Source organism: Aromatoleum tolulyticum, from assembly GCF_900156155.1.
GTDB lineage: Bacteria > Pseudomonadota > Gammaproteobacteria > Burkholderiales > Rhodocyclaceae > Aromatoleum > Aromatoleum tolulyticum.
Genome location: NZ_FTMD01000001.1, coordinates 1 through 24,198, shown reverse-complemented (window position 1 = coordinate 24,198; position 24,198 = coordinate 1). Strand labels below are relative to the sequence as shown.

Annotated in this window: 24 protein-coding genes; 6 read left to right on the top strand and 18 right to left on the bottom strand. The window is 65.5% G+C overall.

Translation table 11 applies throughout. The features are described 5' to 3' along the window. Window positions 1-313: 313 nt before the first annotated feature. The gene (locus BW991_RS00125; RefSeq protein ID WP_076600076.1) at window positions 314-1,447 is read left to right on the top strand and encodes a M48 family metallopeptidase; all 1,134 of its coding nucleotides are present in this window, start codon (window positions 314-316) and stop codon (window positions 1,445-1,447) included. Window positions 1,448-1,463: 16 nt separating this feature from the next. Here BW991_RS00125 and BW991_RS00120 read toward each other — a convergent pair whose 3' ends face one another. The 4 genes from BW991_RS00120 to cbiB all read right to left on the bottom strand — a co-directional run bounded on the left by BW991_RS00120 (window position 1,464) and on the right by cbiB (window position 5,521). Beyond that, window positions 1,464-2,357: a cobalamin-binding protein gene (locus BW991_RS00120; RefSeq protein WP_088179553.1), complete on the bottom strand. Its 894-nt coding sequence runs from the start codon at window positions 2,355-2,357 to the stop codon at window positions 1,464-1,466. Between the two features lie 151 nt (window positions 2,358-2,508). Continuing rightward, entirely contained in the window at window positions 2,509-3,480 is a 972-nt protein-coding gene (gene mnmL / locus BW991_RS00115; RefSeq protein WP_076600075.1) for a tRNA modification radical SAM protein MnmL/YtqA, read from the bottom strand. A 1-nt stretch (window position 3,481) separates the two neighbouring features. Continuing rightward, the gene (cobD, locus tag BW991_RS00110; RefSeq protein WP_076600074.1) at window positions 3,482-4,471 is read right to left on the bottom strand and encodes a threonine-phosphate decarboxylase CobD; all 990 of its coding nucleotides are present in this window, start codon (window positions 4,469-4,471) and stop codon (window positions 3,482-3,484) included. Between the two features lie 123 nt (window positions 4,472-4,594). Then, complete coding sequence (cbiB, locus tag BW991_RS00105) at window positions 4,595-5,521, bottom strand: adenosylcobinamide-phosphate synthase CbiB (RefSeq protein WP_076600073.1); 927 nt, start codon at window positions 5,519-5,521, stop codon at window positions 4,595-4,597. A 57-nt stretch (window positions 5,522-5,578) separates the two neighbouring features. On the opposite strand from cbiB, the gene BW991_RS00100 reads away from it, so the two are divergent. Then, window positions 5,579-7,045, top strand: a complete 1,467-nt coding sequence (locus tag BW991_RS00100; protein ID WP_076600072.1) for a cobyric acid synthase — start codon at window positions 5,579-5,581, stop codon at window positions 7,043-7,045. A gap of 401 nt (window positions 7,046-7,446) precedes the next feature. On the opposite strand, the gene BW991_RS00095 is transcribed toward BW991_RS00100, so the two are convergent. Continuing rightward, window positions 7,447-8,229, bottom strand: a complete 783-nt coding sequence (locus BW991_RS00095) for an enoyl-CoA hydratase/isomerase family protein (RefSeq protein WP_076600071.1) — start codon at window positions 8,227-8,229, stop codon at window positions 7,447-7,449. Window positions 8,230-8,432: 203 nt separating this feature from the next. On the opposite strand from BW991_RS00095, the gene BW991_RS00090 reads away from it, so the two are divergent. From BW991_RS00090 to BW991_RS00075, 4 genes are all read left to right on the top strand, one after another. After that, window positions 8,433-8,753: a DUF485 domain-containing protein gene (locus tag BW991_RS00090; protein WP_425290197.1), complete on the top strand. Its 321-nt coding sequence runs from the start codon at window positions 8,433-8,435 to the stop codon at window positions 8,751-8,753. Then, window positions 8,753-10,429: a cation acetate symporter gene (locus BW991_RS00085; protein WP_076600069.1), complete on the top strand. Its 1,677-nt coding sequence runs from the start codon at window positions 8,753-8,755 to the stop codon at window positions 10,427-10,429. The genes BW991_RS00090 and BW991_RS00085 overlap by 1 nt, the downstream gene beginning before the upstream one ends. A gap of 216 nt (window positions 10,430-10,645) precedes the next feature. Next, entirely contained in the window at window positions 10,646-10,879 is a 234-nt protein-coding gene (locus BW991_RS00080; RefSeq protein WP_076600068.1) for a ParD-like family protein, read from the top strand. Next, a complete protein-coding gene (locus tag BW991_RS00075; RefSeq protein ID WP_076600067.1) occupies window positions 10,876-11,160 on the top strand; it encodes a type II toxin-antitoxin system RelE/ParE family toxin in 285 nt (94 codons plus the stop codon). Before BW991_RS00080 ends, BW991_RS00075 begins: the two co-directional genes overlap by 4 nt. A 99-nt stretch (window positions 11,161-11,259) precedes the next feature. Here BW991_RS00075 and BW991_RS00070 read toward each other — a convergent pair whose 3' ends face one another. From BW991_RS00070 to BW991_RS00005, 13 genes are all read right to left on the bottom strand, one after another. Next, window positions 11,260-12,696 (bottom strand): LytR C-terminal domain-containing protein, encoded by a 1,437-nt coding sequence (locus tag BW991_RS00070; RefSeq protein WP_244551578.1) that lies wholly within the window; start codon window positions 12,694-12,696, stop codon window positions 11,260-11,262. 61 nt (window positions 12,697-12,757) lie between these two features. Then, the gene (locus BW991_RS00065; protein ID WP_076600065.1) at window positions 12,758-13,702 is read right to left on the bottom strand and encodes a type II secretion system F family protein; all 945 of its coding nucleotides are present in this window, start codon (window positions 13,700-13,702) and stop codon (window positions 12,758-12,760) included. 27 nt (window positions 13,703-13,729) lie between these two features. Further along, window positions 13,730-14,704, bottom strand: a complete 975-nt coding sequence (locus BW991_RS00060) for a type II secretion system F family protein (RefSeq protein ID WP_076600064.1) — start codon at window positions 14,702-14,704, stop codon at window positions 13,730-13,732. A gap of 7 nt (window positions 14,705-14,711) precedes the next feature. Beyond that, window positions 14,712-16,064 carry a TadA family conjugal transfer-associated ATPase gene (locus tag BW991_RS00055; RefSeq protein WP_076600063.1) on the bottom strand — a complete coding sequence of 451 codons (1,353 nt, stop codon included), beginning with the start codon at window positions 16,062-16,064 and terminating at the stop codon, window positions 14,712-14,714. A gap of 35 nt (window positions 16,065-16,099) precedes the next feature. Beyond that, complete coding sequence (locus tag BW991_RS00050) at window positions 16,100-17,263, bottom strand: CpaE/TadZ family protein (RefSeq protein ID WP_076600062.1); 1,164 nt, start codon at window positions 17,261-17,263, stop codon at window positions 16,100-16,102. A gap of 30 nt (window positions 17,264-17,293) precedes the next feature. Next, window positions 17,294-17,716 (bottom strand): TadE/TadG family type IV pilus assembly protein, encoded by a 423-nt coding sequence (locus tag BW991_RS00045; protein ID WP_212566839.1) that lies wholly within the window; start codon window positions 17,714-17,716, stop codon window positions 17,294-17,296. A gap of 32 nt (window positions 17,717-17,748) precedes the next feature. Next, a complete protein-coding gene (locus BW991_RS00040; RefSeq protein ID WP_076600060.1) occupies window positions 17,749-18,195 on the bottom strand; it encodes a TadE/TadG family type IV pilus assembly protein in 447 nt (148 codons plus the stop codon). Window positions 18,196-18,205: 10 nt separating this feature from the next. Then, window positions 18,206-19,501, bottom strand: coding sequence for a pilus assembly protein TadG-related protein (locus BW991_RS00035; RefSeq protein ID WP_076600059.1), 1,296 nt, complete (start codon window positions 19,499-19,501; stop codon window positions 18,206-18,208). A 22-nt stretch (window positions 19,502-19,523) separates the two neighbouring features. After that, window positions 19,524-19,805 (bottom strand): pilus assembly protein, encoded by a 282-nt coding sequence (locus BW991_RS00030; RefSeq protein ID WP_076600058.1) that lies wholly within the window; start codon window positions 19,803-19,805, stop codon window positions 19,524-19,526. A gap of 10 nt (window positions 19,806-19,815) precedes the next feature. Beyond that, window positions 19,816-21,393 carry a type II and III secretion system protein family protein gene (locus BW991_RS00025; RefSeq protein WP_076600057.1) on the bottom strand — a complete coding sequence of 526 codons (1,578 nt, stop codon included), beginning with the start codon at window positions 21,391-21,393 and terminating at the stop codon, window positions 19,816-19,818. A 35-nt stretch (window positions 21,394-21,428) separates the two neighbouring features. Beyond that, complete coding sequence (cpaB, locus tag BW991_RS00020; RefSeq protein ID WP_076600056.1) at window positions 21,429-22,277, bottom strand: Flp pilus assembly protein CpaB; 849 nt, start codon at window positions 22,275-22,277, stop codon at window positions 21,429-21,431. Window positions 22,278-22,407: 130 nt separating this feature from the next. Further along, window positions 22,408-23,715 carry an ATPase gene (locus BW991_RS00015; RefSeq protein ID WP_076600055.1) on the bottom strand — a complete coding sequence of 436 codons (1,308 nt, stop codon included), beginning with the start codon at window positions 23,713-23,715 and terminating at the stop codon, window positions 22,408-22,410. Between the two features lie 292 nt (window positions 23,716-24,007). Beyond that, the coding region (locus tag BW991_RS00005; RefSeq protein ID WP_139335874.1) for a transposase at window positions 24,008-24,198 on the bottom strand (191 nt) is incomplete at its 5' end.

The window sequence follows — 24,198 nt, the reverse complement described above, 5'->3', positions numbered from 1 at the left end:
ATGCTCCAGCGACGGCCTGTCGCTTAGAGCGACACCAATCGAGGCGGGCGGGGTTGTGCGACCGGGAAATGGCCGCAACGGGGTGTTGTCGGAGGGCCTGCGGCCGATTGGCCAAGGACACAGGTGTTGTAATTGTACACACTTTTCGTGCAGCGCAACAAGGGATCTGTGAGGCGATTCGCTCCGGTTTGTGCGGCTTTCACATTGATTTATATGCAAATTGTTGATGCATGTATTACTAAGGTGCAATGTTGCGCTTACTTCTTGTTAAGTATATTCCGCGTTTCGATCATGGTTTCTCGGGGTGCCACACATGGCAGCTGTCCAAAACCGCCTCTCGCGCACTCGCGCACGTCTTGCGTTCCGGCTCGGCTTGCGTGCCACGGCGGGCCTTTCGGCAATGGGGCTGCTTGCGGTCGCCCTGGGCGCTGTCGTGGTGCTGCTCGTGGGGGCGACCTGGTCGGCCCTGGTTGCGGGCAACGTGTTCCTGGCCCTGGCCGCGGTCGTCAGCTTCCTGGTCGCGACGGCTTCGTGCGTGCTGGTGTGCGGCTGGCTGTTCGCGCCGGTTGCCCGGCCCGACGGCGTGCGCCTGCCGCAGGAGCTCGCGGAAGGGCTGTTCCGCCTCATCGAGCGCACCGGCGACCGGTTCGGCGGGATCCGCATCGACGCCGTGTGGGTCGTCGGCGACATGAATGCCGCCATCCTGCAGCGCCCCCGTTGGGGCTGGGTCGGTCCGTTGGAAACCCATCTGATGATTGGCCTGCCGCTGGCCCACAGCGTGACCCGGCGCCAGTTCGGCGCGATCCTCGCGCACGAGTTCGCCCATCTGGCGGCGCAGCGCCGCGGGCTGGACGGCTGGTGGGGGCACCTGCGCGCATGGTGGTTCCGCGCCCTCGACCGCTGCATCGAGGATGCGCCGCGCCTGGGCCGCGCGCTGGAAAAGTGGACCGCGGGCGACCTGCGCGCTGCGATGCGCCTGTCGCGGCTCGAAGAGTTCGAGGCCGACGCCGGCGCGGCGCGCGTGGTCGGTGCGCAGCGGGTCGGCGAGGCGCTCGTCGAGGTCGCGCTGAAGGAGCGTTTCCTCAATGAGGACTATTGGCGCAAGGTCATGGCGCAAAGCCGCACCACGCCCCAGCCGCTGATCCGCCCTTTCCGCGAGATGGGTCTGGGCGTGCTTGCGGGATTCCGCCGCCCGGAGCCCGGCCCGATGGACATCCACGACATGTTCGGCGGTGCCGCGTCCGAGGCCGACTTCCACCCCACGCTGGCCGAACGCCTGCGCGTGCTGCGCGTCGATCCCGAGGTCCCCGTGTGCGGCGGCGAGTCGCTGGCAAACACCTATCTCGGCCCCATCCTGCCGACGCTGTCGTGGGTGTTCGACCGCGCGTGGTGGCAGGACTCGCGGCGCGACTGGCGTCAGCGCTACGAGCGCGCGCGCCGCGACTGAGCGCAGCCGGGGCGCGTCAGGTCCCCGTCGGGCGCTTGCCGCGCGCCTTCTCCAGCTGCTCGCACAGCGTCGTCGCGCCGTCGAGGATGCGCGGCGTGTGGCGCTGGATCAGCTCCGGCGGCACGAAATAGAGGTTTTCGCGCGCCGTCGCGGCAAGCTTGGGCCAGCGCTTCCAGTTGTCCAGCCATTCCGGGCGCGCCTCGCCCATGCCGCTCGCGACGATCACCTCGGGGTCGGCCGCCAGCACGCTTTCCACGCCGATCGTCGGCGCGAGCTGAGTGAGCCTGCCGAACACGTTTTCGCCGCCGCACAGGCGGATCACGTCCGAGATCAGGTGCTCGTCGTTGATCGTCATCAGCGGCTTGTCCCAGATCTGGTAGAACATGCGCACGCGGGGCCGCTGTCCGAAACGCGCGGCGAGCGCTCCCTTGCGCGTGCGGAATGCGTCCGCGGCGGTGCGTCCGGCCGCGTCGGTGCCGGCGAGCCTGGCTATCGTTTCCAGGCTGCGCGCGACGTCGTCCAGGTTGCGCGGTTCGTTCATGAAGACGGGGATGCCCAGCGCCGCGAGCTTGTCCAGGTGCGCGTCGCGGTTGCCGCTCTTCCACGCGATAACGAGGTCGGGCTTGAGCGCCGCGACCGCTTCCATGTCGACGTTGCTGTAGCCGCCCACGCGCGGCAGCTTGCGTGCTGCGTCGGGGTAATCGCTGTACGCGACCGCGCCGACGACGCGTTCCCCGGCACCGGCGGCGAACAACAGCTCGGTGACGTGCGGGGCGAGGCTGACGATGCGCTCGGCCGGGCGGCTGAGCTTCAGTTCGCGGCCGGTGTCGTCGCGGAGCACGATTTCCGCCTGCGCGCTGGCCGCGGCGAGTGCGGTTGCCGCGATTACCGTGGCGATCAGATTGCACACCCCCGGTCGCCCTGAGCTTGTCGAAGGGCGGGAGGCAGACAGGGCTTCGACAGGCTCAGCCCGAACGGATTCGGGTTGTCGGGCAAACGGGATGGCAGCGCGAATGGGGCGGAGGCTGTTGAACGGGGATGGGCGTTGCGTCATCGGCTTCTCAGTCGGGGCGAATCGCCGCGCGGGCGGCGGTGCGGTCCATCGGGGGCGGCGGGGAGGGGGGCGCCAGGGGCTGCGCAGTGAGGCTGCCCTGCGGACCGCTCGCGGCGAGTCGGCGGGCAATTTCGTGGATCCCTTCGAATCGCGCGGCGCACCACGCGGGCGCGAGCAGCGTCGGCGCGTTGGCGGTCGCGGACACGCGGTGATACACGACGCTTGCGGGCGTGCGCCGGATCATCTCCGCGGCGACGTCGGCGTAATGCGCGGCGTCCGGCGGCGCAACCTCGCCACGGCGCCACGCGGCGGCGAGGCGGCTGCCCTTGACGATCATCAGCGGGTGCAGCTTCAGCCCCTCGATCCCGACCTCCAACACGCGGTCCAGCGTATCGAGGCTGCGCTCCGGCGCTTCGCCCGGCAGGCCGACGATGAGGTGCGTGCACACCGGAATTCCCCGCGCGTGTGCGCGCGCCGTCGCATCCGCGTAGGCCGCAAAGCCGTGGCCGCGATTGACGCGCGCGAGCGTGTCGTCGCAGGCGCTCTGCAGGCCCAACTCCAGCCACACCTCGTAGCCGCGCTCGCGGTAGCCTGCGAGGAGATCCAGTGCGGCGTCGGGTACGCAGTCGGGGCGGGTGCCGACACACAGCCCGACGATGTCCGCGCCGGCGAGGGCTTCCTCGTACAACCGCCGCAGCGTCGCCACCTCCGCATACGTGCTGGTGTAGGCCTGGAAGTAGGCGAGGTAGCGGCGCGCGCGGTCGGCGCGGACGCGGCCGGCATCAAGCTGCTGTGCGATCGGCGCCTCGGCCTCGTCGCTGAACGAGCGCACGTTGCAGAAGGTGCAACCGCCGCGCCCGAGCGTGCCGTCGCGGTTGGGGCAGGTGAAGTTGGCGTGCAGCGGCAGCTTGTGCACGCGTTCGCCGAAGCGCGCGCGCAGGTGGCGGCCTATCGTGTTGACGTAATGATCGAGCTGCACGTCAGGCGGCCCTGGGCAAGGCGTCGAGCGCCGCGGCGAGACGCGCCCAGCCGGCTTCGTCCGGCGGCAGGCCGAAGCGCAGGCTCGCCGGTTCGTCGAAGCGGCGCACGAGGATGCCGGCGCGCGCGAGGTGGTCCTGCACCGCGGGTGCGTCCGCATGGCGCACCCACTGGAACAGCGCCGGCCCGGCGGGTTCTCCCAGGCCGCTGTGGCGCAGCAGCTCGGCGAGGCGCGCGGCTTCGCGCTGCAGGCGTTCGCGCATTGCGTCCTGCCATGCCCGGTCGACCAGTGCCGCGCGGGCGACGTGACGTGCGGGTCCGCTCAGCGTCCACGGTCCGAGAAGATCGGCCAGGCGTTCGCGCAACTCCGCCGACGTGAGCACGAAGCCGACGCGCGCACCGGCCAGCCCGAAGAACTTGCCAAGCGAGCGCAGCACGACCAGGTTCGCACGCCCGGTGGCCGCCGCGAGGCTTTCGGTCGGGTCCGCATCGATGAAGGCTTCGTCCACGACCAGCCAGCCGCCGCGCGCCGCGAGCCGCGCGTGCCAGTCGAGCAGCCGATCGCGCGAAAAGCGTGCGCCGGAGGGGTTGTTGGGGTGCACGAGGAGCAGCACGTCGGTGTCGTCGATCGCCTCATCGATCGCCGCGGCCGCGGCCGCGACGGCGCGTAGCGTGCGGCCGCGCCAGGCATGCGGATGTTCGGCGTAGGTCGGTGCGAGCACGGTCACGCGCTCGCCGGGGATCAGCGCCGGCAGGGTCTGGATCGCCGGTTGCGAGCCGGCGACCGGCAGCAGCTGGTCGGTGCCGTAGTAGGCTGCGGCGGCCGCCTCCAGCCCGTCGCCGTCCTCGGGCAGGCGGTGCCAGGCGTCCGCTGGAACGGGCGGGACGGGCCACGCGTGCGGGTTGATGCCCGTCGACAGGTCCAGCCAGTCGGCAAGCGGGATGCCATATTCCTGCGCCGCGCGGCGCAGGCGTCCGCCGTGCTCAAGCATGCGAGATTCGCGGCTGAAGCCGCTCCCACGCCCGGATTGGCGGGATACGCTGCGCTTCTCCCGTCCTACACGCGGTCGTGCGATTGCCTTGCCGCTTCCACATGACAACTCTCTCGAAGCCCATCATCGCGCTCCCGCAAGCGCCGCAACGACCGCGCCGGCGGCAACGACGCCTGCCCACAGCAGCATGCCGTGCTGCATCAGGCGTACTGCGGCGCGTACGCTGGCGGCGTCCGGCGTGCGGCCGCAGCCGAGCGGCGGGCGCTGTTCCTCGCGGCCGTGGTAGATCGCCGCGCCGCCGAGTTGCACCCCGAGCGCGCCGGCGCCTGCCGCCATCACCGGTCCGGCGTTGGGGCTGTCCCAGGCCGGGGCCTGTGCACGCCAGCACGCCAGCGCGTCGCGGCTGCGGCCGAGCAGCGCGTAGGTCAGTGCGGTGAGCCGTGCCGGCAGCCAGTTGAGGACGTCGTCGAGGCGTGCCGCGGCCCAGCCGAAGCGGATGAAGCGTTCGGTGCGGTAGCCCCACATCGCGTCGAGCGTGTTGGCGAGGCGGAACACCAGCGCGCCCGCGCCGCCCGCGACGCAGAACCAGAACAGCGCGCCAAACACCGCGTCGTTGCCGTTCTCGAGCACCGACTCGGTGCCGGCCTTGGCGACGCCGGCCGCATCGAGCGCGCGGGTGTCGCGGCTGACGATCCAGCCGACGCGCTCGCGCGCCATGTCGAGGTCGCCGGCCGCGAGCGGAGCCGCGATCGCCTCGGCATGCTGCGCGAGGCTGCGCGCGCCGAGCGCGAAGTAGAGCAGGCCGATGTCGACCAGCCAGTGCGCGGCGGGATGGCTCGCGCGCAGCAGCAGCGCCAGCGCGAGCCACGGCCCGATCGCCAGCAGCCACGCGAGCAGTCCGCCCGCACGGGTCGGCAGCAAGGGGCACACGCGCGCTTCCAGCCAGCCGGCCCAGCGGCCGAAACCGACCAGCGGATGCCAGCGGCGCGGCTCGCCGAGCAGGTGGTCGAGCGCGATGCCGGCGAGGAGTTTGACGAGCAGGGAAGTCATCGGGGCGTAGCTTATCGGCGATAATCCGCCGCTTTGAACGAGCCGGGATTCTACGCCATGCCGCAAGCAATCACCCTGATGGTGCAGGGGACGACCTCCGACGCAGGCAAGAGCACGCTGGTCGCCGGACTCGCGCGCCTGCTCGCGCGCCGCGGCGTGCGCGTCGCACCGTTCAAGCCGCAGAACATGGCGCTCAATTCGGCGGTGACGGCGGACGGCGGCGAGATCGGCCGCGCGCAGGCGCTGCAGGCGCTCGCGGCAGGACTGGAGCCGCACACCGACTTCAATCCCGTGCTGCTCAAGCCATCCACCGACATCGGCGCGCAGGTCGTCATCCACGGCAAGGTCGCCGCCAACCTGTCGGCGCGCGACTATCACGCCTACAAGCCGACCGCGATGAAGGCCGTGATGCAGTCGTGGGACCGCCTCACGAGCGCCTACGACTGCGTGCTCGTCGAAGGCGCCGGCAGCCCCGCGGAGATCAACCTGCGCGATCGCGACATCGCCAACATGGGCTTCGCCGAAGCCGCCGACGTGCCGGTGATCCTCGTCGCCGACATCGACCGCGGCGGCGTGTTCGCGCATCTGGTCGGCACGCTCGACCTGCTGTCGCCGTCGGAGCAGGCGCGCGTGAAGGGCTTCGTCATCAACCGCTTCCGCGGCGACATCGGCCTGCTGCAATCGGGGCTGGACTGGCTCGAGCAACGCACCGGACGGCCGGTGCTGGGCGTGCTGCCCTACCTGCACGGCCTGTTCCTCGACGCCGAGGACGCGCTCGGCGAGGCCAGTGTCGACAAGCGCGAGGCGCGCCTGCGCGTGGTCGCGCCGGTCTATCCGCGCATCTCCAACCACACCGACCTCGACGCGCTGCGCCTGCATCCCCAGATCGATTTCCGCTGGGTCGGGCCCGGACAGGCGATCCCGCCCGCCGACCTGATCGTGCTGCCCGGCTCCAAGAGCGTGCAGGCCGATCTCGCCTGGCTGCGCGCGCAGGGCTGGGAGCCGGCGATCAAGCGCCACCTGCGCTACGGCGGCAAGGTCGCAGGCATCTGCGGCGGCTTCCAGATGCTCGGCACGTGCCTTGCCGACCCACAGGGGCTGGAAGGGGCGGCGAGCACCGTCGCGGGGCTGGGGCTGCTCGACATGGAAACCGTCCTCGAAGCCGAAAAGCAGCTCGAGAACCGCCGCGGCGCGCTGTGCCTGCCGGGCGGTGCCGCGGTCGCCGGTTACGAGATCCACATGGGCGTGAGCCGCGGCGCGGCCCTCGACCGACCGGCATTGCGTTTCGACGACGGCCGCGCCGACGGGGCGCTTTCGACCGACGGGCAGATCCTCGGCTCCTACCTGCACGGGCTGTTCGACGCGCCCGACGCGCTGACCGCGCTGCTCGCGTGGGCCGGAGCGGGCGAGGTCGAAACGGTCGACCTCGCGGCGCGGCGCGAAGCGGATCTCGACCGGCTGGCGGACAGCGTCGCGCAGAACCTGGATCTCTCTCCGGTATTGCCGGCCGCGTGGCTCGGTTGAACGCCTGAGATCGCGCTTCGCTTCCCCCTCCCTACAAAACTCGAGCACCTTCGACCACGGAAAGGAAATGCGAGGCACGGAATCGTAGGGCGGGAGCAGCGCAGCGAATCCCGCCTCCTTCCGTGCAAAATATTATTTTGCATAACCCAACACCGCTGGTCGATCAAATGAATCTCGCCGCAGGGGAGCGGCGAGATAGAGGGGTGGATTGGCGGGATGCGCTGCGCTCCTCCCGCCCTACGCCAGATTGCACGGCATTTGAGCCTGATAACAGCATCTACGAATCCGTGCTTCCACAAACTCAGGCGGCAATCAATTACAACCGTTCGCCCTGAACTTGGCGAAGGGCGCTGCCAGGGCTTCGACAGGCTCGGCCCGAACGGTATTTGCTTGCCTGCGGGTCAGCTACCCGTGAACACCGGCTTGCGCTTCGCGAAAAACGCGTCCAGCCCCTCACGGTAGTCGTCCGTCGCGAGAAAGTCGAACGCGGCGCGCTTTTCTTCCGCGCTCAGGGCGCCGCCGCGCATCAACCGGTGCACCCACTGCTTGTGCCAGCGCGCAACCAGCGGCGCTCCGGCGACGATGCGCGCGGCGCTCGCACGGGCCTCGTCCAGCACCTTCTCGTCGTCGGTCACGCGGGTCAGCAATCCCTTCTGCAGCGCCTCGCGTGCGTCGAGGATGCGCCCTTCGAGCAGGATCTCCAGCAACACCGCCGGGCCGACCAGATCCAGCAGGCCCGCCATCTCGCCCGGATACATCGAGAAGCCCAGGCGGTTGATCGGGGCGCCGAAGCGCGCCGACTCGCCGGCGATGCGCAAGTCGCAGCAGCCGGCGATCTCCAGCCCGCCGCCGACGCAGGCGCCCTGTATCGCGGCCACGGTCGGAATCGCACACGCGCGGATCGCGTCCAGCGCCGCCGCGACCAGCGTGTCGTGGTAGTGCAGCGCGTCGTCGACGGTCGCGCGCACGGTCAGGAATTCCTCGATGTCGCCGCCCGCCGCGAACGCCTTGTCGCCCGCACCGCGCAGGATCACGCAGCGCAGTGCGGGCGTCGTGGCGATGCGCTCGAATGCTTCGCGCAGCGCAACCCACATTGCGGAGTCGATCGCGTTCAGCTTGTCGGGGTTGGAGAGGGTCAGCGTGGCGATGTCGCCATCGGTGGAAAAGAGGATTTCGCCGCTCATGGCCGGGGTCTGTCCGTCGCTTTGAGAATGGTAGAAAAATTCAATTTATCAAGTAATTAAAAAAACTCCATACGTCGTGGTATGGAGTCTTATAGATGATATATCATCCGCCCGTCGTCACCGGTGCGACAGACATCGGGGCGGCAAAAGGTGGAGTGTGGAGGGGCAGCGTGACACCGTTGCTTTTCTTGGAGGGAGAGGGAATGTCTGTATCAATGTATGCGCACATCAGGCGCAATCCGCGTTTCGCGGAACTCGTGGCGAAGCGGACCCGCTTTGCCACGATCCTGTCGATCGTCGTGCTGACGATCTTCTACGGCTTCGTGATGCTCGTCGCGTTTGCGCCCGATCTCATCGCGCAGCGTCTGTCCGAAGGCAGCAACCTGACCTTCGGCGTCGCCGTCGGCCTGTTCCAGTTCGTGTTCTTCTGGGTGCTGACGCTGATCTACGTGCGTCGCGCCAACGGCGAGTTCGACGACATCAACAACGAAATCGTGCGCGCAGCATGGAAGGAGGAAAAATAATGAGAGCCTCCGTTATCTCGCGCCTCGCCGCCGGCCTGTTCTCGTTGTCCGCGGCCGCTTCGGCCGTTGCCGGCGATGCCATCGCCCAGACGGAAAAGCAGGGCCTCAACCTGCACGCGATCGGCATGTTCTTCCTGTTCGTGGTGCTGACCCTGGTCATCACCTACTGGGCCGCCTCGCGCACCAAGTCGACCGCCGACTTCTACACCGCCGGCGGCGGCATCACCGGCTGGCAGAACGGCCTCGCGATCGCCGGTGACTACATGTCCGCGGCGACCCTGCTGGGTCTCACCGCGATGATGTACACGCAGGGCGTCGACGCGTACATCTACATGATCGCGTTCTTCGTCGGCTGGCCCATTATCCTGTTCCTGATGGCCGAACGCCTGCGCAACCTCGGCAAGTTCACGTTCGCCGACATCACCGCCTACCGCCTCGACCAGGGCAAGGTGCGCACGATGGCCGCCGTCAGCTCGCTGACCGTGGTGTGCTTCTACCTCGTCGCCCAGATGGTCGGCGCCGGCCAGCTCATCAAGCTGCTGTTCGGCCTCGACTACAACATCGCCCTGTTCGTGGTCGGCGCACTGATGATGGTGTACGTCACCTTCGGCGGCATGGTCGCGACGACCTGGGTGCAGATCATCAAGGCCGGCATGCTGCTGATCGGCGGCACGACCGTGATGCTGCTCGCGTTCAGCCAGTTCGGCTTCAGCTTCGACGAGCTGACCACCCGTGCGATGGAAGTGCACAAGCTCGGCGGCAAGCTGCTCGCCCCGGGCAGCCTGCTTGCCGATCCGGTCACCGCGATCTCGCTGGGCCTCGGCCTGATGTTCGGCACCGCCGGCCTGCCGCACATCCTGATGCGCTTCTTCACCGTCACCGACGCCAAGGAAGCCCGCAAGTCCGTGCTCTACGCCTCGGGCATCGTCGCGTACTTCTTCAACGTTATCGCCATCATGGGCCTGTGCGCGATCCTGATCGTCGGCACCAACCCCGAGTTCTTCGAGGCGGGCCAGCTCGGCGGCAAGGTCATCGGCGGCGGCAACATGATCGCGATGCATCTCGCCAAGGCCGTCGGCGGCAACCTGCTGCTGGGCTTCCTGTCGGCCGTGGCCTTCGCGACCATCCTCGCGGTGGTCGCGGGCCTCGCGCTGGCCGGCGCGTCGGCGATCTCGCACGACATCTACGCCCGCGTCATCATGAAGGGCAAGGCGTCGGAGACCACCGAACTGAAGGTGTCCAAGATCGCCACCATCGGCCTCGGCATCGTCGCCGTCCTGCTGGGCATGGCCTTCGAGAAGATGAACATCGCGTTCATGGTCGCGCTCGCCTTCGGCGTTGCAGCTTCCGCCAACTTCCCGGTGCTGATCCTGTCGATGTACTGGAAGGGGCTGACCACGCGCGGCGCACTGTGGGGCGGCTACTCCGGCCTGTTCAGCGCCGTGACCTTCGTCGTGCTGTCGAAGTCGGTGTGGGTGGACGTGCTGCACAATGCAGCCGCGATCTTCCCCTACACCCAGCCGGCGCTGTTCTCGATGCCGATCGCCTTCATCCTCGCGATCGTCGTGTCGAAGATGGACAGCAGCGTTGCCGCACAGAAGGAAATCGAAGCCTTCGAAGACCAGTACGTGCGCGCGCAGACCGGCGTCGGCGCAGCGACGGCTTCGTCGCACTAAGCATCAGCAGGAAGTCCGCGACACGTCATGTGTCGCAGCTTGATACGCAAACCCCCGCGAGGCCCACGCCCCGCGGGGGTTTGTTCTTTTTGAGGTGTTACCGTGAATCCTTCGACGACGCCGACATGTCGGCGTCGTGCGCAAGGTTCTCGCGCGTGGACAGAAGCCGCGTTTGGATTTAGGATGCTTTGCCACAATTGTAGTAAGGATTCCGCCATGCCTACCACCACCTCGATCCGAATCGACCAAACGCTATACAACCAAGCCAAGGCTGATGCCGCTGCCGAGCATCGCACCATTGCCGGCCAGATCGAGTTTTGGGCAAAGGTGGGCCGAGCTGCACTCGACAACCCCGACTTGCCGGTAAGTTTTGTGGCCGAGTCTCTTGCATCGATGGCCGAGGCACGCGAAGACGCCACCTCCTTCGTGCCGCGGAGTCGTGCACAGTGAGCGCCTACGGCGTCCAGCAGACCCGCCGATTTGCCCGGCAGTACAAAAAGCTTCACGACAACGTTGTCGTCGATGTCGACAGCGCAGTCGCCTCCATCGCAGAAAACCCCGCCATCGGCGAGCGCAAGAAAGGAGATTTGGCGGAGTTGCTGGTCGTCAAGTTTCGAAGCCAGGGGCAACTCTATCTGCTCGGGTACACGGTTGCCGAGCAAGTCAGGTTGATCTATCTGGAATCGGTTGGACCGCATGAGAACATTTACCGGGATCTGAAACGAAGCTGAGCCCGGCTGCGGCAGGCTCAGCCCGAACGGTATTTGCCTGCCGGATTAGTAAGCCCTTCTTTGGGGCATGTGCGCACTAACGGTCCTGGGGGCTCAGGCTCAATCGGCTCCGCCGCGCGCCGCGGCGATTTTCGGTGCCTGCGTGCGGGCGACCCGCGTGCACAGGCCCAGCACCGCGCACGCGTCGCTCGTCGTCAGATCCCGGCCGAGCACCAGTCGAACGTCCGCCCTCAGATCGACGTTTGCCGCAGCCATAACGGTGGGGCGGAACGGCAGTAGCGAGGCGAAGGCCTCGGCCGAAGCGCGATAGCCATCGCGGTACTGGATCACCGATGCGGCCTGGTTGTACGGCGCCTGATTCGTTAGCCGCGGACGTGCGAAACCCTGTTGGCCCAGCAGCCCAGCGAGCCGTCGGGCAAGCCCTTCGCCGCCATGACCGTTCGAGATTTCGTAGCGTGCAGCGGGGGCCGGCGCGGCAAGGGCCGCGGCAGGGGGGGGCATCACCGCGGGCGTTTCGACGGCGCGGGGAGCCGCAGCGACGACCGGGGCAGGCGGAGCGGTTGCTGCGATGATCGCGACCGCCTCGGCGACCGCGGCTTCGCGCGGAACAGGGCCGTTGTGCAATTCGAAGACGTTTTCGGCCACCTTCACGAGCGTGGCGCGCGGCGTCGTGCTCACCATGAGCGGGGCAGCCGCTTTCACCATTGTCGGCGCCACCGTCGCGAAACCCAGTGCGGCCGTGCTTGCCTCGACGCTGGTGGTGAGCGGTTTCGCGGGTGCGACGGTCTCCGGCGCGGGCGGAGGCGTCGGTACCAGCGCCGCGATCGGGGTCACGGTCGGGGACGGATCGGCGGTCACCGTGCCGATCGTGATTGCGGGCACGGTCGGCGACGTTTGCGGAGCCGAAGCGGCGCCAAGCGCCGGTGCCGCGGGAGTGCTCGGCTGGGCCGTGTGTGCTGCAGTAATTGCCGGGGCAGACGGCGCCGCCTGCAAGCTTGCTGCGGCCTGCGCGGGCGCAGGCGTTGCAGCCGGCCAGCGGCCGCTTGCGCGGGCGTCGGCAAACTCGGCCTGATCGAGCGCCCCCTGGCGCCGGTAGGCGGTCGCCAGATTGCTCCACGCGCGGCGGTTGCTGCCGTCCAGTTCGACCGCCCGACGCAGCGACGTCGCGGCTGCATCGTCGCGACCCGCGAGCAACAAGGCGTAGCCGAGGTTGTTGTGCAGGTGGCTTGTCGACGGCGAGATGCTCACGGCACGCTCAAGCGCCTGCAGGCCTTCGTCGGTCCGGCCGAGCTGCATCTGCAAGGCCCCGAGCGCGTTCCACGCTGCGGCATGGCTCGGATCGGCGGCAAGCGCCTTGCGGTAGGCGTCGATCGCCTGAGTACTTGCGCCCTGGGCTTCCTTGACCCGGCCAAGCGCGAAATAGCCGTCAGCACTGGCGCCGCCGTGCCGTACCGTCTGCACCGGCGAAATCTTCCAGGCTTTTTCGGGCATGGTCGGTGTGGTACTGCACGCGCCGAGTACGAGCGCGGCGATCACCGGCTTCAAAGTGAATGCACACTTGTTCATCGCCGTTCTCCCTGAAGGGTGTCGGCCACTGTCAATTCCCGCCAGCCATCGTCGGCAGCAGGATGCGGTAGACCTGGATCATCGCCGGCCCAAGCAGCACGAGCATCAGCGAGGGGAAGATGCAGAAGATCAGCGGGAACAGCAGCTTCAGCGCGATCTTCGCCGCGGCCTCCTCGGCGCGCTGGCGGCGGCGCGTGCGCAGCATGTCGGAATGAACCCGCAGGGATGCCGCGATGCTGGTGCCGAAGCGCTCGGCCTGGATAATCATCGCGACGAATCCTTCGACTTCTTCGACGCCGGTGCGCATCGCCAGGTTGCGCAGGGCGCGCGCGCGTTCGAGACCCGCCCGCAATTCGAGCGTGACGAGGTGCAGTTCTTCGGCGAGCGCTTCGCTCTTGTGCTGCATTTCATCGGCGACGCGCACCAGGGCCGCCTCGATGCCAAGGCCGGCTTCGACGCAGACCGTCATGAGGTCGAGAGCATCCGGGAAGGTCTCGAAGATTTCGCGCTGGCGCAAGAAGATCAGGCGGTTCAACACGATGTTCGGCATGTAGTAACCGATCGTCGCCGCGAGAAGCACGGTGAGGAGCATTCCCTGAAACTGAAGCTCCGGCGTCGAGATCAGGACCGCGAAATACGCGACAAGCGGGAGACCCAGGGCAAGCAGCGTCTTGATGCCGAAGAAGGCGATCGGGGCGGAAGGGTTGCGGATGCCGGCGTGCAGGAAGCGCGCTCGCAGCGTCGAGGCTTCGCCCCCGTCCTCGGGCGTTGACAGCTTGGCGAACGGGCCGGTGAGCTTCACGGTGCGCTCGATCCACGCGTCGGCGGCTGGCGCGGTGACTGTCTTGCCGCCTCCGCCGAGTGCCTCCAGACGCTCGGCGGTCGCCGAGCGCGTGAATAGGTTCATCACGAAAAATGCGCCGGCCGTGACTGCAACGAACAGCAGTCCGAGAAACGCGATCTGCGTATATTCCATGTCTGCGTTCTCCTCTGTGCCGCCGGGCTAGACGTGGATGCGGATGATCTTGCGCATCCACAGGACGCCAAACACCATCATCACCAGCGCGCCGTAGATGAAGTTGATGCCGGCGGGGTCCTCCCACAGCACCTTCATGAAACCGGGATTGACGATATTGATCATTGCCGCCGTCGCGAAGGGCAGGCTGCCGAGGATCCACGCGGAAAGACGCCCCTCGGCCGACAGCGTGCGGATCTCGCCGTACAGCTTGAGCCGCGCACGGATGATCGAGCTGATGTTGTCGAGCAGTTCTGCGAGGTTGCCGCCCGAGTCGCGCTGGATCAGTACCGCGATCACGAAGTACGAGAGGTCGGTGCTGTCGGTGCGCGAGGCAAGGTTCAGCAGCGCGGTCTGCTGCGGTACGCCGTAGTTCATCTCGTCGAACAGGATGCGGAACTCACCCCCGATCGGGTCCTTCATCTCCTCGGCTACCATCTTGATCGCGGTCGGGAAGGCGTGACCGGCACGCAGCGCACGGCCCATCAGATCGAGTGCCTCGGGCAGCTGGCGCTCGAACTGCTGCATGTGCCGGGTACGCGCACGGATCACGTACAGCGTCGGCAGCATCGCCAGGATCGCAGCGCCGAATATTCCCAGGACCACCGGTCGGTTCAGCAGCAAGGGGAGTGCAAAACCCACCGCCCCGAGCGCCACCGTCCAACCGAGAAACTGGGCAAGCGTCAGATCGAGTCGCGACTGCACAATGAGGCGGTTCACCCCGCCCAGGCGAGGGATTGCGGCGAGCAGTCGGTCACCGGCCGCGGAACCCGAGGCACTGTCATCCTTGAACAGGGTGGCGGTTTTTGCCCCCTGGACCCCGGTCGCGACCTCCTCCAGTCGGCGATTGAGCCGCTTCACCTCGGGGCTGTGGGTGGAACTCCACCAAAGGTAGGCGCCTTCCAGAAACAGCACCACCGCGATGAAGGTGGCGAGCGCAAACAGCAGCGTCAGAACGTCCATGTCAGCCTCACTCGAAGCGTCGGCCCGGATTGAACATGTCTTCCGGGAGGCGGATGCCGAAGGAGCGCAGACGATCCGCAAAATGCGGGCGCACGCCGGTCGCGGTGAAATGGCCCTGCACCACACCCGTGTCGGAAATACCGGTCTGGCGGAAGGTGAAGATCTCCTGCATCGTGATCACGTCGCCTTCCATACCGGTGATCTCCTGGATGCTCATGAGCTTGCGCTTGCCGTCGGTCAGGCGGCTCGACTGCACGATGACACCGATCGCCCCGGCGATCTGCGCGCGTGCGACCTTGGGTGGCAGGTTCGCCCCAGCCATCCCGATCATGTTCTCCATGCGTCCCAGCGCGTCGCGTGGCGTGTTCGCATGCACCGTGGTCATCGAACCCTCATGGCCGGTGTTCATCGCCTGCAGCACGTCGAAGGCCTCCGCCCCGCGGGTCTCGCCGAGGATGATTCGATCCGGGCGCATGCGCAGCGCATTGCGCACGAGGGCGCGCTGCGTGACCTCACCCTTGCCCTCGATGTTGGGCGGGCGGGTTTCCAAGCGCACGACGTGGGGCTGCTGCAGCTGCAATTCGGCGGCGTCCTCGATCGTGACGATGCGTTCGTCGGTGGGGATGTTGCTCGACAGGATGTTCAGCAGCGTCGTCTTGCCGCTGCCGGTGCCGCCGGAGATCAGGATGTTCACCTTGGAGCGGACGAGCCCTGCAAGCAGCTCGGCCATCGGCGGAGTCAGCGTCTTGTAGTCGATCAGCTTTTCCATCGTCAGCGGAATCGCCGCAAAGCGGCGGATCGACACGACCGGGCCGTCCAGTGCCAGCGGCGGAATGATCGCGTTCACGCGCGAGCCGTCCGGCAGCCGGGCATCGACCATCGGGCTCGATTCATCGACCCGCCGGCCGACGCGCGAGACGATCTTGTCGATGATCTTCATCAGGTGTGCGTCGTCGCTGAACGTGATGTCCGTCATCTCGATCTTGCCGTGGCGTTCCACGTAGATCTGCTGCGAACCGTTGATCAGGATGTCCGACACCGTCGGGTCCGCGAGCAGGGGTTCGATCGGGCCGAGGCCCAGCATCTCGTACTGGATGTCGCGCACGAGATCGCGTCGCTCGTTCGTATTGACGACGACGTTCTCTTCGGCGAGCAGGCGCTCCACCATCAGGCGCAATTCTTCGCGCAGCCGCTCGGGCGCGAGGTTTTCCATCGCCTCCAGGTCGATGCGTGACAGCAGCAACTGATGGATGCGCATCTTCAAGCTTTGATAAGCCTTGCTGGCACCGGCGTCGGGCGCGACCTGCGGGCGCAGGGCGCTGTCCGCCGAGACTGATTCGAGGCGCTGGCGCAGACTCATTTCATGTTCCCCTCAGAAAACGGCGGTCGTGCACCTCAATGGGTGGCAAACAGGCGCGACAGCCAGCCCTTGCCGTTTTTTTCCTGAATGGTGTCGAGCGATGCGGCGATCTCGCGCAGCGCCTTCGTCACCGGACTGTTCTTTGCCAGCCGTGCGATCGGCTCGCCCTGATTCACCGAAGCGGCGACCTCCTCGTAACAGTTCGGCACCGCCTTGAAGACTTTCGCATTCACCGTTCGCTCCAGATCCTGCAAGCTGATCTCGGCGCTCTTCTGATGGCGATTGACGATCAGCCCGACCTTGGACATGGGGTACCCGAGCGAGATCAGTACTGCGACGAGCCGCTTTGCCTCGCGGATGAACGGCAAGGTGAGTTGCACCACCGGGAAGATCATGTCTGCCATGTCGAAGGGTTGCAGGCTCACGGAGTCGAGTGACCGTCCGACATCGACGATGACGAAGTCGTAGTTCGCGCGCGCCACCTTCAGGATCGCTTCGACGTGCTCGGCCTTGACGTCCGTCGCATGCGCCGGATCCTCCGGTGCCGCGAGCAGATGGAAGTTGGGCGCGACCTCGATCATTGCCGAGCCGAGGAACGCGGCGTCCAGTCGATGGATCTGCTGGCAGACCAATGCGAGATTGCTTGCCGGCTTCTGGTCGGTGACGTACATCGCGGCATCGCCGAACTGCAGGTTCAGATCGATCAACGCGACCCGCTTGCCGTGCGCCGTTGCCAGCACCCACGCGAGGTTGGTTGCGAGGAAAGTTGCCCCGCTGCCGCCCTTGCACGAGGTCATTGCGAGGATCTTGCCGTCGGCGGCGGGGCCGGCGGCGACCCCGCGTTTGTGCGTGATGCGGGCCAGCGCCGCCTGGAGTGCTTCGGCCGAGGGGCCGGTCGGCAGGACTTCGCGGACGCCGGCACGGAAGGCCTGCAGCAGAAATTCCGAAGACGTATCCGAGGTGATGATGATGGGATCCACCTGCGGGTATCGGAGCGTCAATTGCTCGAGTGCAGCCAAGCCGCTCGGCTTGAAGGCATCGAGCACGACGATGTCGGGTACCGTGCCGTTGATCGCTCCGATCGGATCGCTCGACGTCGCATGGCCGACGGCAACGTCCATCGTCCTGCCTGCCTGAACCAGCGTCGTGCGCAGGTGCTCGGCGTTCTCGTGGCTGTCGGAAAGGATCTTGATTTTCATCTTAGGGCCTCTGTTGCTCGTGCCGATTTGCTACTGACAGACCGGATTCGCAACATCGTCGACCGAGCTTGCCAAACTCTCGGCGGGAAGTGTTGTTGCAAATGCGGGAAGGCTCAGGCTAAGGGGAACATAGGGAATAAACGTGGCTATCGGAATAGGTTGAATGCTGACGGTCACGTCGGCGCAACTTCCAGCGCCACAGCCCGAAGGTAAATACGCGATTTCAATTTTATCGGTTGGCACTAGCGGAAAAAGGCTGCTCATCCTTGCTCGGATTGCGGTATCACCAACGTCGCACACCACTGCAATGCGCGCGCCCAAGCGCGTGGCTTCGGCAGCGGTATTCCAGTAGAAGAGCATACGCCCCATCTCCATCACGCCGATCAGGAGGCTGAAGAACACTCCGGCGACCAATGCAAATTCGACGGCGGCCGCACCTGTTTGCTGGCGCATGCACCTGCTTCCGTAGGAGAAAGGTCGCTTCATTACATCACCTGTCTCATCGTGACGCTGATTCCGCCGAACGTTATGTTCGGTGCGACAAGTGGCACCAGCGAAGTGAACTGATATCCGGTAATGGCAACCGTAACCAGATTGATTGCGCCGCTACCCGTTGGTTGGTTAAGGTGCGTGCTCGGGTTCGATACTTGGTCGTAAACTTGGATGTGCGCGAACGTCAGTCCCGGCGCAAGAGCACTACCGGTGCAGGCACGATTACCGTGCACTGCAAGGCATCTCGCGGTGTCCCCCCCTTCACCCGGACCTTGCTGCGAAAGGTAACGCGTGGCGTCACGAACCGATTTTGCAAGTGTGTTGTACTGGTAGATTGCACGGCCGAACTCGGTGATGCCAAACGCCATGAGGATGAGTGGAATCATTACGAAGGCGAGTTCGACTGCTGCTACCCCTTGTTGTTTGCGCCCAAAAATCATGATGAATTCCTCACTGAACCAGTGCAGGAACAAGGGGGCCGATACTGCCGGGGCCGCCGACCGCCCCTGATGTTGCGCAAGGACTGGACGACTCGCTAGCGTTGCCGCGATATTCGAGCCACACCTGCTCACCTGCTGCCGGTCCATTGTCGTTCGTCATGGGGTGGAGCATCAGGACGCAGGCATATCCAAGGATTGGGACCGTTTGGGGTGTGGATGTCTTCCAACTCTCGCAGTCTACGAGAGGGACTACTACTGTTCGGCGGTCTCCACCAAACTGTTTATGCTTTGATTGATCGATAGGTTGATATCCATTCAATGCAGGGCCTTGGTACGGCGAATTGTTTGCTCTTGCGTCCCTGTAGTTCGATAGCGTGCCTTCAGCCTCTCCCGCGTATGCATCAAATTTATCGTGCCAATATGTGCTTTCGGGAAGTTCCGTATCGCGATAAGTCATGCCCGTCCAGTCGGGAGGGGCTGAAGCTGGGGTGTCACTGCCCTTGTAGAGGCCGAAACGGGTGTTCCAAGCCTTGCCCAAGGAAGCGATATTCCCCTGCTGACCAACCAAATTGGTCGGGCTGGGTGGTTCAAGGGAGCATTGACCAGCGCCCCGAAGAAGGTTCGCGAGTTCATTTGCACCGCCACCGTCCTCCGGAGTGAAGTCGATCCAGTCGAAACTTCCTGTTGCGGATTCTGTGAGCTTGCTCGTCACCCACTGTCCCACGATAAATCCACTAAACGGGGACGACAGAGGAGCCGAGGGTGGTTTGCAAAGACCGATCGGAATGGCACAGTTCGTTTGCGCCCGACGCAAGGTAGAAACCGCATATGCGGAGACATCGTGCGCACCGATTCCAAGTACCTGCATGAACCACGGCGCGATGCCCTCGGCGCGGGCGGTACACATGACGAAACGCGAATTGGGGGAGGCGCTACTACTTGGGAGGTATGCCGCGTTTGGTGCCAATGCTGTATGAAAGAGCACGTCGCTAGGTGCAATGATCACGGGGCTCGCCTGAAAATCGCGCGTGTTGCGGGCAGCTACTGCAGTGCCCGCTGCGACGGCATTGTTCAAATACGAGTTGTCGCACACCCCGGCAGATGGATCACAGGTCAGTTCCCGAGCGGCTGCGAGCGCGCAGGCATCCGCTGCGTTTTGCAGTTCGGTCTTATTCACGTAGAGGTGACCGAGATCGAGTGCAAGTCCTACAAAACCGACCAGAGCCACCAGCGACAGCGCAGTGATGATCGCGACGGCTCCGCGCTGTTTGCAGCGGAGATTCCTTCGGAAAGCCATTGTCGTCATCCTCGTCTGCGGTCAAGCGAGCTTATTTTCCGGACTGGCCACCGACGCCGATCGAGAACGACGTCGTTTGAGGTTCCGGCTGCACAAAGCTCTTTTGATATTCACCCATCGTGCCTTGCGCTGCCTGGCCGTCGATACCCTTGACCGGGTCGGTATTGCGCGATGCGTCGGGGTCGATCACCTGCTGGGCGGCAATGACCCTGACCGGGTCGCCAAAGCGGGCGTCCCAAAGGGGGGTGGTGGAGCAACCCGCGAGCGTGGCGGCGATGACTCCCGCGAGGATGAGTTTGGCTTGTTGGGTCATGACCGTGTCCTCACTTGGGTTCAAAGCCGCCCGCTGCCGGGTTCGACTGCGATTGTGCAGACTCAGCCGACGAAGGATTTGCTAGCCCCTGCGGCGGCGTTCCCTCCATGCGGCCGAGCAAGTGCAGATCCGAGCGGCTGGGTTCGATAAAGTCGTCGGTCGGCAGCCGGTAATCGGCCGGCAGCGGCTTGACCAGGCGCGGCGTGATCACGAAGACGAGTTCCGAGCGGTCCGTCTGGAAGTCGCTGCTTCGGAACAGGGCGCCCAGAACCGGAATTTCGCCTAGGAAGGGGAAGGCGTTGATATTCGTGGTCACGTTGTTCTTGATCAGGCCGCCGATGGCGAAGCTTTGGCCGTCGTGGAGTTGCACTGTCGTGGCGGCGCGCCGCGTGGTGAATGAGGGGAGGATCGCCAAACCATTAACTCCGGGGGCGCTAATGCCGATGCCGTCGCGATTGAGTTCCGATACCTCGGGTGCAACCTTCAGGTTGATGCGCCCGCCTGCAAGCACCGTGGGCGTGAATTTCAATGCGATACCGAATTCCTTTTCCTCGAGGGTGATCGTCTGCGTTCCGTTGCTATTCGATTGGGCCACCGGGATGAAGATCTTGCCGCCGGAGAGGAAGCTGCCTTCCTGTCCGCTGATCGCCATGACGTTCGGTTCGGCCAGGATCTTCACGAGTCCGTCGTCTTTTTGGGCGTCGAGCGTGACCCGGCCGTCCTTGCCGCGCCGAATGATGTCGATCAATCCGTTTCCACCGGTCAGGAAATCCGACACGACGCTGTACACGACGCCGTCTGTCTTGGCGCTGTGGCTCAAGCGGACGCCGATCTTTTCGGCCAGCGTCTTGGAAATCTCGGCGACTTTGACCTCGAGCATCACCTGCTGTGGTGCGCCGACCTGAAGCATATTCACCACGCGCTCGTTGCGGCCCTTCTGTCCTCCTCCGTCGCGCACGTAGGCTGATGCGATCTCCACCGCACGGTCTACCCTGGTTGCGTCGGTGACGGTGCCGCTCAGCACCAGTGAGTCGTAGGCGGAACTGACCTTGATGCCGGCTTCATCGGGCAGCAGCGTCGCAAGCGCCCCCTGCACCGAGGTCACGTCCATTGCGACCGTGACGTCGAGCGCCGTGCAGCCGCCGGCGCGATCCACCAGCACGACGTTCGTCGAGCCGACGGTCTTGCCAAGCAGGTAGATCTCGTTCGGACTAAGCAGCAGCACGTCGACCTGGGCGACGCCAGGTCGGCCGTCGCTCTGCGACTGTTGCTGCGCCCCCTTGTCGTCCTTTCCGGCGTCCGTGCTGGGGCGCGCCGCCTGTGCGTTTTCCGGGTTGCCGAGCAGGATGCGCGTCACCGGCGTCTGCGGGCGAATGACCGAGGACTTGCCGACGGGGATGGTTACCATCGGGGCAATTTCGACGCGTCCACAGGGCGAACCTCCCCCTTTTGCGACGCCGACGGACTTCATTGCCGGCGGGGTGCCGGTGACGGCCGCCTGCGCCATGCCTGAGAGCGCCAGGGCGACGACCGCGGTAGCGGCATAGCCCGCCAGGGTGCGGCGGAAAATGTTCTTGTTGTTGGTCATGATGTCCTCATGCGTCCATGCGGGTTTGGATTGGGCTAGAAGCACTCGTTGACCTTATTCACGCCGCGGATGACCTCGACGCACACGCTCGCGCGGGGCTCGGGGGCAGGGCGCGGCTTTGCGGCTACGCGGCGCGGCGCGGCAGCCTTGGCCGGGGCCGGTGCGGGCGCAGCTTCGACCGCGGTGCGCAGGAGCATCGCCTTCGTGATGCCGGCCGTTTCGGTCGGGTTGGAGTCGATCTGATTGCGCAGCACCAGCGACAGGTTGCCCACGCTGCGTGCCAGGTCCAGGCGCTCGGCCTGTTCGGGCGTCACTTCGAGCGTGACGGCGTTGACGACCTTGGGCTTCGTCTCGTCGCGATTGGCTTCCTGCGCGACGGCCAGCACGAGGATGCGTTCGAGGACGATCTTCGAGATCATCTTGTCCTCGCTGTTGCGATCCGCTCCGGCAGCTTCCGTGTTGACCATGATGTCGACAAAGTTGCCGGGCAGCGCGAAGCCTGCGACGCCGACCACGTCATTCACGCGAACCGTGATCGCTCGCTTGCCATCCGGCACGACGGCGGACAGCCCCCCTTTGGTGCCGACCGGCGCAAGGCGCGATTCGAGGATCGGCTCGCCAGGCAGGATGCCGGAGATCGCCACACGGCCGTCGAGGGCGGCGAGATCGTTGAAGGCGCCCGTCGGCACGCTGCCGGATGGCCACTCGACGAGCCGGACGGCCTCGGGTGTGACCCGGCCGCCGAGTTGGAGCTCCACCGCGGCAACGGCGATACGGTTGCCATCACCGCCTGCCTTCGTCTGCAGCCATTTCGTTCCCAAAACCACGGCGGCAAGACCGGCGAGCATCGCCACGAAGAGAAAGACGAGACCTTTGGTCTTCATGTGAATCCCCTTGTTTCCGGACCGTCGGCAGTGGTGCCCAGGCCCTGCAAATGCCCGACTCAGCAGGCGCTTCGGTGCGGTGTCGAAGTCGCGAGTACGCTCCCCCGACGCCTCCCCTCAAAACGCGCCCCTAGCGGGACGCAAAGTAGTTGTGCCAAGCCCAGTGCAGCACTTCCGGCGTCAGTCTTGCGGGTTCGCCGCGGTAGCGGGCGAGGTCGGCAATCTGGTTGATGATGTCGCGCGGATAGCAGGCCAGCAGTGGCTGGCCATGAACCTTGTGATACTCGTTCAGCAGCTTCTGGAAGGCTGTTTCATCAAAGGGTACGCCGCGCTCCTCGCAGACACGCGTGAATATGTTCCTGTACTCATCCTCATTCATCGGGCCGATGTGAATTTTGTAACCCAGGCGGCGCAGGAAGGCGGGGTCTGCAACCTCCGAAGGCATCAGGTTGGTAGAGAAGACGAGCACCACGTCGAAGGGCAACGTGAATTTCGTGCCGCTGTGCAGCGCGAGGTAGTCGTGGTGCCGGTCCATCGGCACGATCCAGCGGTTCATCAGCTGTTCGGGTTTCACGAGCTGGCGCCCCAGATCGTCCACGACGAAGAGGCCGTTGTTGGCCTTGACGTGCGGTGGCGCCTGGTAGAAACCGGTACTGGCGTCGTAGTCGAGATCCAGCATGCGCATCGTCAGTTCGCCGCCGGTGATCGCGACAGGACGGCGACAGCGCACCCAGCGCAGGTCAGGGCGCATCAGGTTGTCGAGCACGGCAGGACGATGATCGTCCTCGACTGGCGTGTGGATCAGCGGATCGAAGACCTGGATGATCTCGCCGTCCACGAGAATCGCGTGCGGCACCGCAATGTTGCCTTCGAGCAGCAGCGCCAGGCGCTCGGCGAGATAGGTCTTGCCGGCGCCGGCTGGGCCATAGAGAAACATCGCGCGGCCCGAACCCATCGCGGCGCCGAGCTGGTCGCGCACCTCGGGGTTGATGATCAGGCCTCGGAACGCCTCGTTCACGTCCTCGCGCGTGACGTGCATCTTCGTCACCGACTGCCGCTCGACCTGGGCGACGTAGGCGGCGAGGCTGACGGGGGCCACACCGGCATATTTGCAGCGCCCGAGGTATTCGGTGGCGCGGGCGCGGCCTGCGTCGGTCAGTTCATAGAGGATGTCGCCGTCGGTCTCGCCGCGGCGCATCACCTCGCAGATGCGTTCCGCGCGCATGAAGGCGAGCAGGCTTTCGAGCACGTTGGCGGGTAGCTGCAACTGCTGCGCAATCTCGGTCAGGCGCATCTGACCGCGCACGAACAGCAGTTTCGCCGCCAGTTCGACGAGGAAGAGCGTCGGCAGGCCGGTTTCCTCGAGCGTGCGGGGGGCACGCGGGAAGCCGGCCGGTTCGTCGAAGGGGATGACGCGGGCGCTGGACGGTGCGTTCATTGGCGTGCTCCGTGAAGATGAATCAACTCAACGCCCAGCCCCCGTTGCGGACCAGAATGAGCTGCAGCAGGGTGCCCGCCGCGATTGCGATGGCATAGGGCATGCGCCCGGCCGTCTGCTGCAGCGGTTCGAATCTAGCAGGGTGATGCAAAAACGCGCGACACGGTGTCAACCGGGGGGGCACGGATTGATTTTCATGACGACTTCCTCGCCGGAATTGGATTTTCAATTCGGCTCGAATTGCCCAAGCGGCCACCGGCGTGTGCCGTGGAGGCCCTTTTTGCTCCGCAGTTCACGCCTTCACCCCCGAATCACTCAATTTCGCGATTCTAAGCAGGTTGTACGCCGCGCCAGAGATGAAGGCCGCCATCTGGGTCTTCGCCTGCCCGATGAATCGACTCTTGCGCATTCCACCGACCGTTTTAAGCCAGCCGAAGATTTCCTCGACCCGTTTGCGCTTGCGTTGGCTGATTCGATAGCCCT

What these genes read in the sequence shown, in the direction of transcription:
- BW991_RS00090 (WP_425290197.1), top strand. Translation starts at nt 8,433, where the DNA reads ATGTCTGTATCAATGTATGCGCACATCAGGCGCAATCCGCGTTTCGCG.
- cobD (WP_076600074.1), bottom strand. Translation starts at nt 4,471, where the DNA reads ATGCTTGAGCACGGCGGACGCCTGCGCCGCGCGGCGCAGGAATATGGC.
- BW991_RS00030 (WP_076600058.1), bottom strand. Translation starts at nt 19,805, where the DNA reads ATGACCCAACAAGCCAAACTCATCCTCGCGGGAGTCATCGCCGCCACG.
- BW991_RS00095 (WP_076600071.1), bottom strand. Translation starts at nt 8,229, where the DNA reads ATGAGCGGCGAAATCCTCTTTTCCACCGATGGCGACATCGCCACGCTG.
- cpaB (WP_076600056.1), bottom strand. Translation starts at nt 22,277, where the DNA reads ATGAAGACCAAAGGTCTCGTCTTTCTCTTCGTGGCGATGCTCGCCGGT.
- BW991_RS00080 (WP_076600068.1), top strand. Translation starts at nt 10,646, where the DNA reads ATGCCTACCACCACCTCGATCCGAATCGACCAAACGCTATACAACCAA.
- BW991_RS00045 (WP_212566839.1), bottom strand. Translation starts at nt 17,716, where the DNA reads ATGCGCCAGCAAACAGGTGCGGCCGCCGTCGAATTTGCATTGGTCGCC.
- BW991_RS00060 (WP_076600064.1), bottom strand. Translation starts at nt 14,704, where the DNA reads ATGGACGTTCTGACGCTGCTGTTTGCGCTCGCCACCTTCATCGCGGTG.
- BW991_RS00125 (WP_076600076.1), top strand. Translation starts at nt 314, where the DNA reads ATGGCAGCTGTCCAAAACCGCCTCTCGCGCACTCGCGCACGTCTTGCG.
- BW991_RS00085 (WP_076600069.1), top strand. Translation starts at nt 8,753, where the DNA reads ATGAGAGCCTCCGTTATCTCGCGCCTCGCCGCCGGCCTGTTCTCGTTG.
- BW991_RS00050 (WP_076600062.1), bottom strand. Translation starts at nt 17,263, where the DNA reads ATGAAAATCAAGATCCTTTCCGACAGCCACGAGAACGCCGAGCACCTG.
- BW991_RS00025 (WP_076600057.1), bottom strand. Translation starts at nt 21,393, where the DNA reads ATGACCAACAACAAGAACATTTTCCGCCGCACCCTGGCGGGCTATGCC.
- cbiB (WP_076600073.1), bottom strand. Translation starts at nt 5,521, where the DNA reads ATGACTTCCCTGCTCGTCAAACTCCTCGCCGGCATCGCGCTCGACCAC.
- BW991_RS00040 (WP_076600060.1), bottom strand. Translation starts at nt 18,195, where the DNA reads ATGATTTTTGGGCGCAAACAACAAGGGGTAGCAGCAGTCGAACTCGCC.
- BW991_RS00035 (WP_076600059.1), bottom strand. Translation starts at nt 19,501, where the DNA reads ATGACGACAATGGCTTTCCGAAGGAATCTCCGCTGCAAACAGCGCGGA.
- BW991_RS00065 (WP_076600065.1), bottom strand. Translation starts at nt 13,702, where the DNA reads ATGGAATATACGCAGATCGCGTTTCTCGGACTGCTGTTCGTTGCAGTC.
- BW991_RS00055 (WP_076600063.1), bottom strand. Translation starts at nt 16,064, where the DNA reads ATGAGTCTGCGCCAGCGCCTCGAATCAGTCTCGGCGGACAGCGCCCTG.
- BW991_RS00015 (WP_076600055.1), bottom strand. Translation starts at nt 23,715, where the DNA reads ATGAACGCACCGTCCAGCGCCCGCGTCATCCCCTTCGACGAACCGGCC.
- BW991_RS00100 (WP_076600072.1), top strand. Translation starts at nt 5,579, where the DNA reads ATGCCGCAAGCAATCACCCTGATGGTGCAGGGGACGACCTCCGACGCA.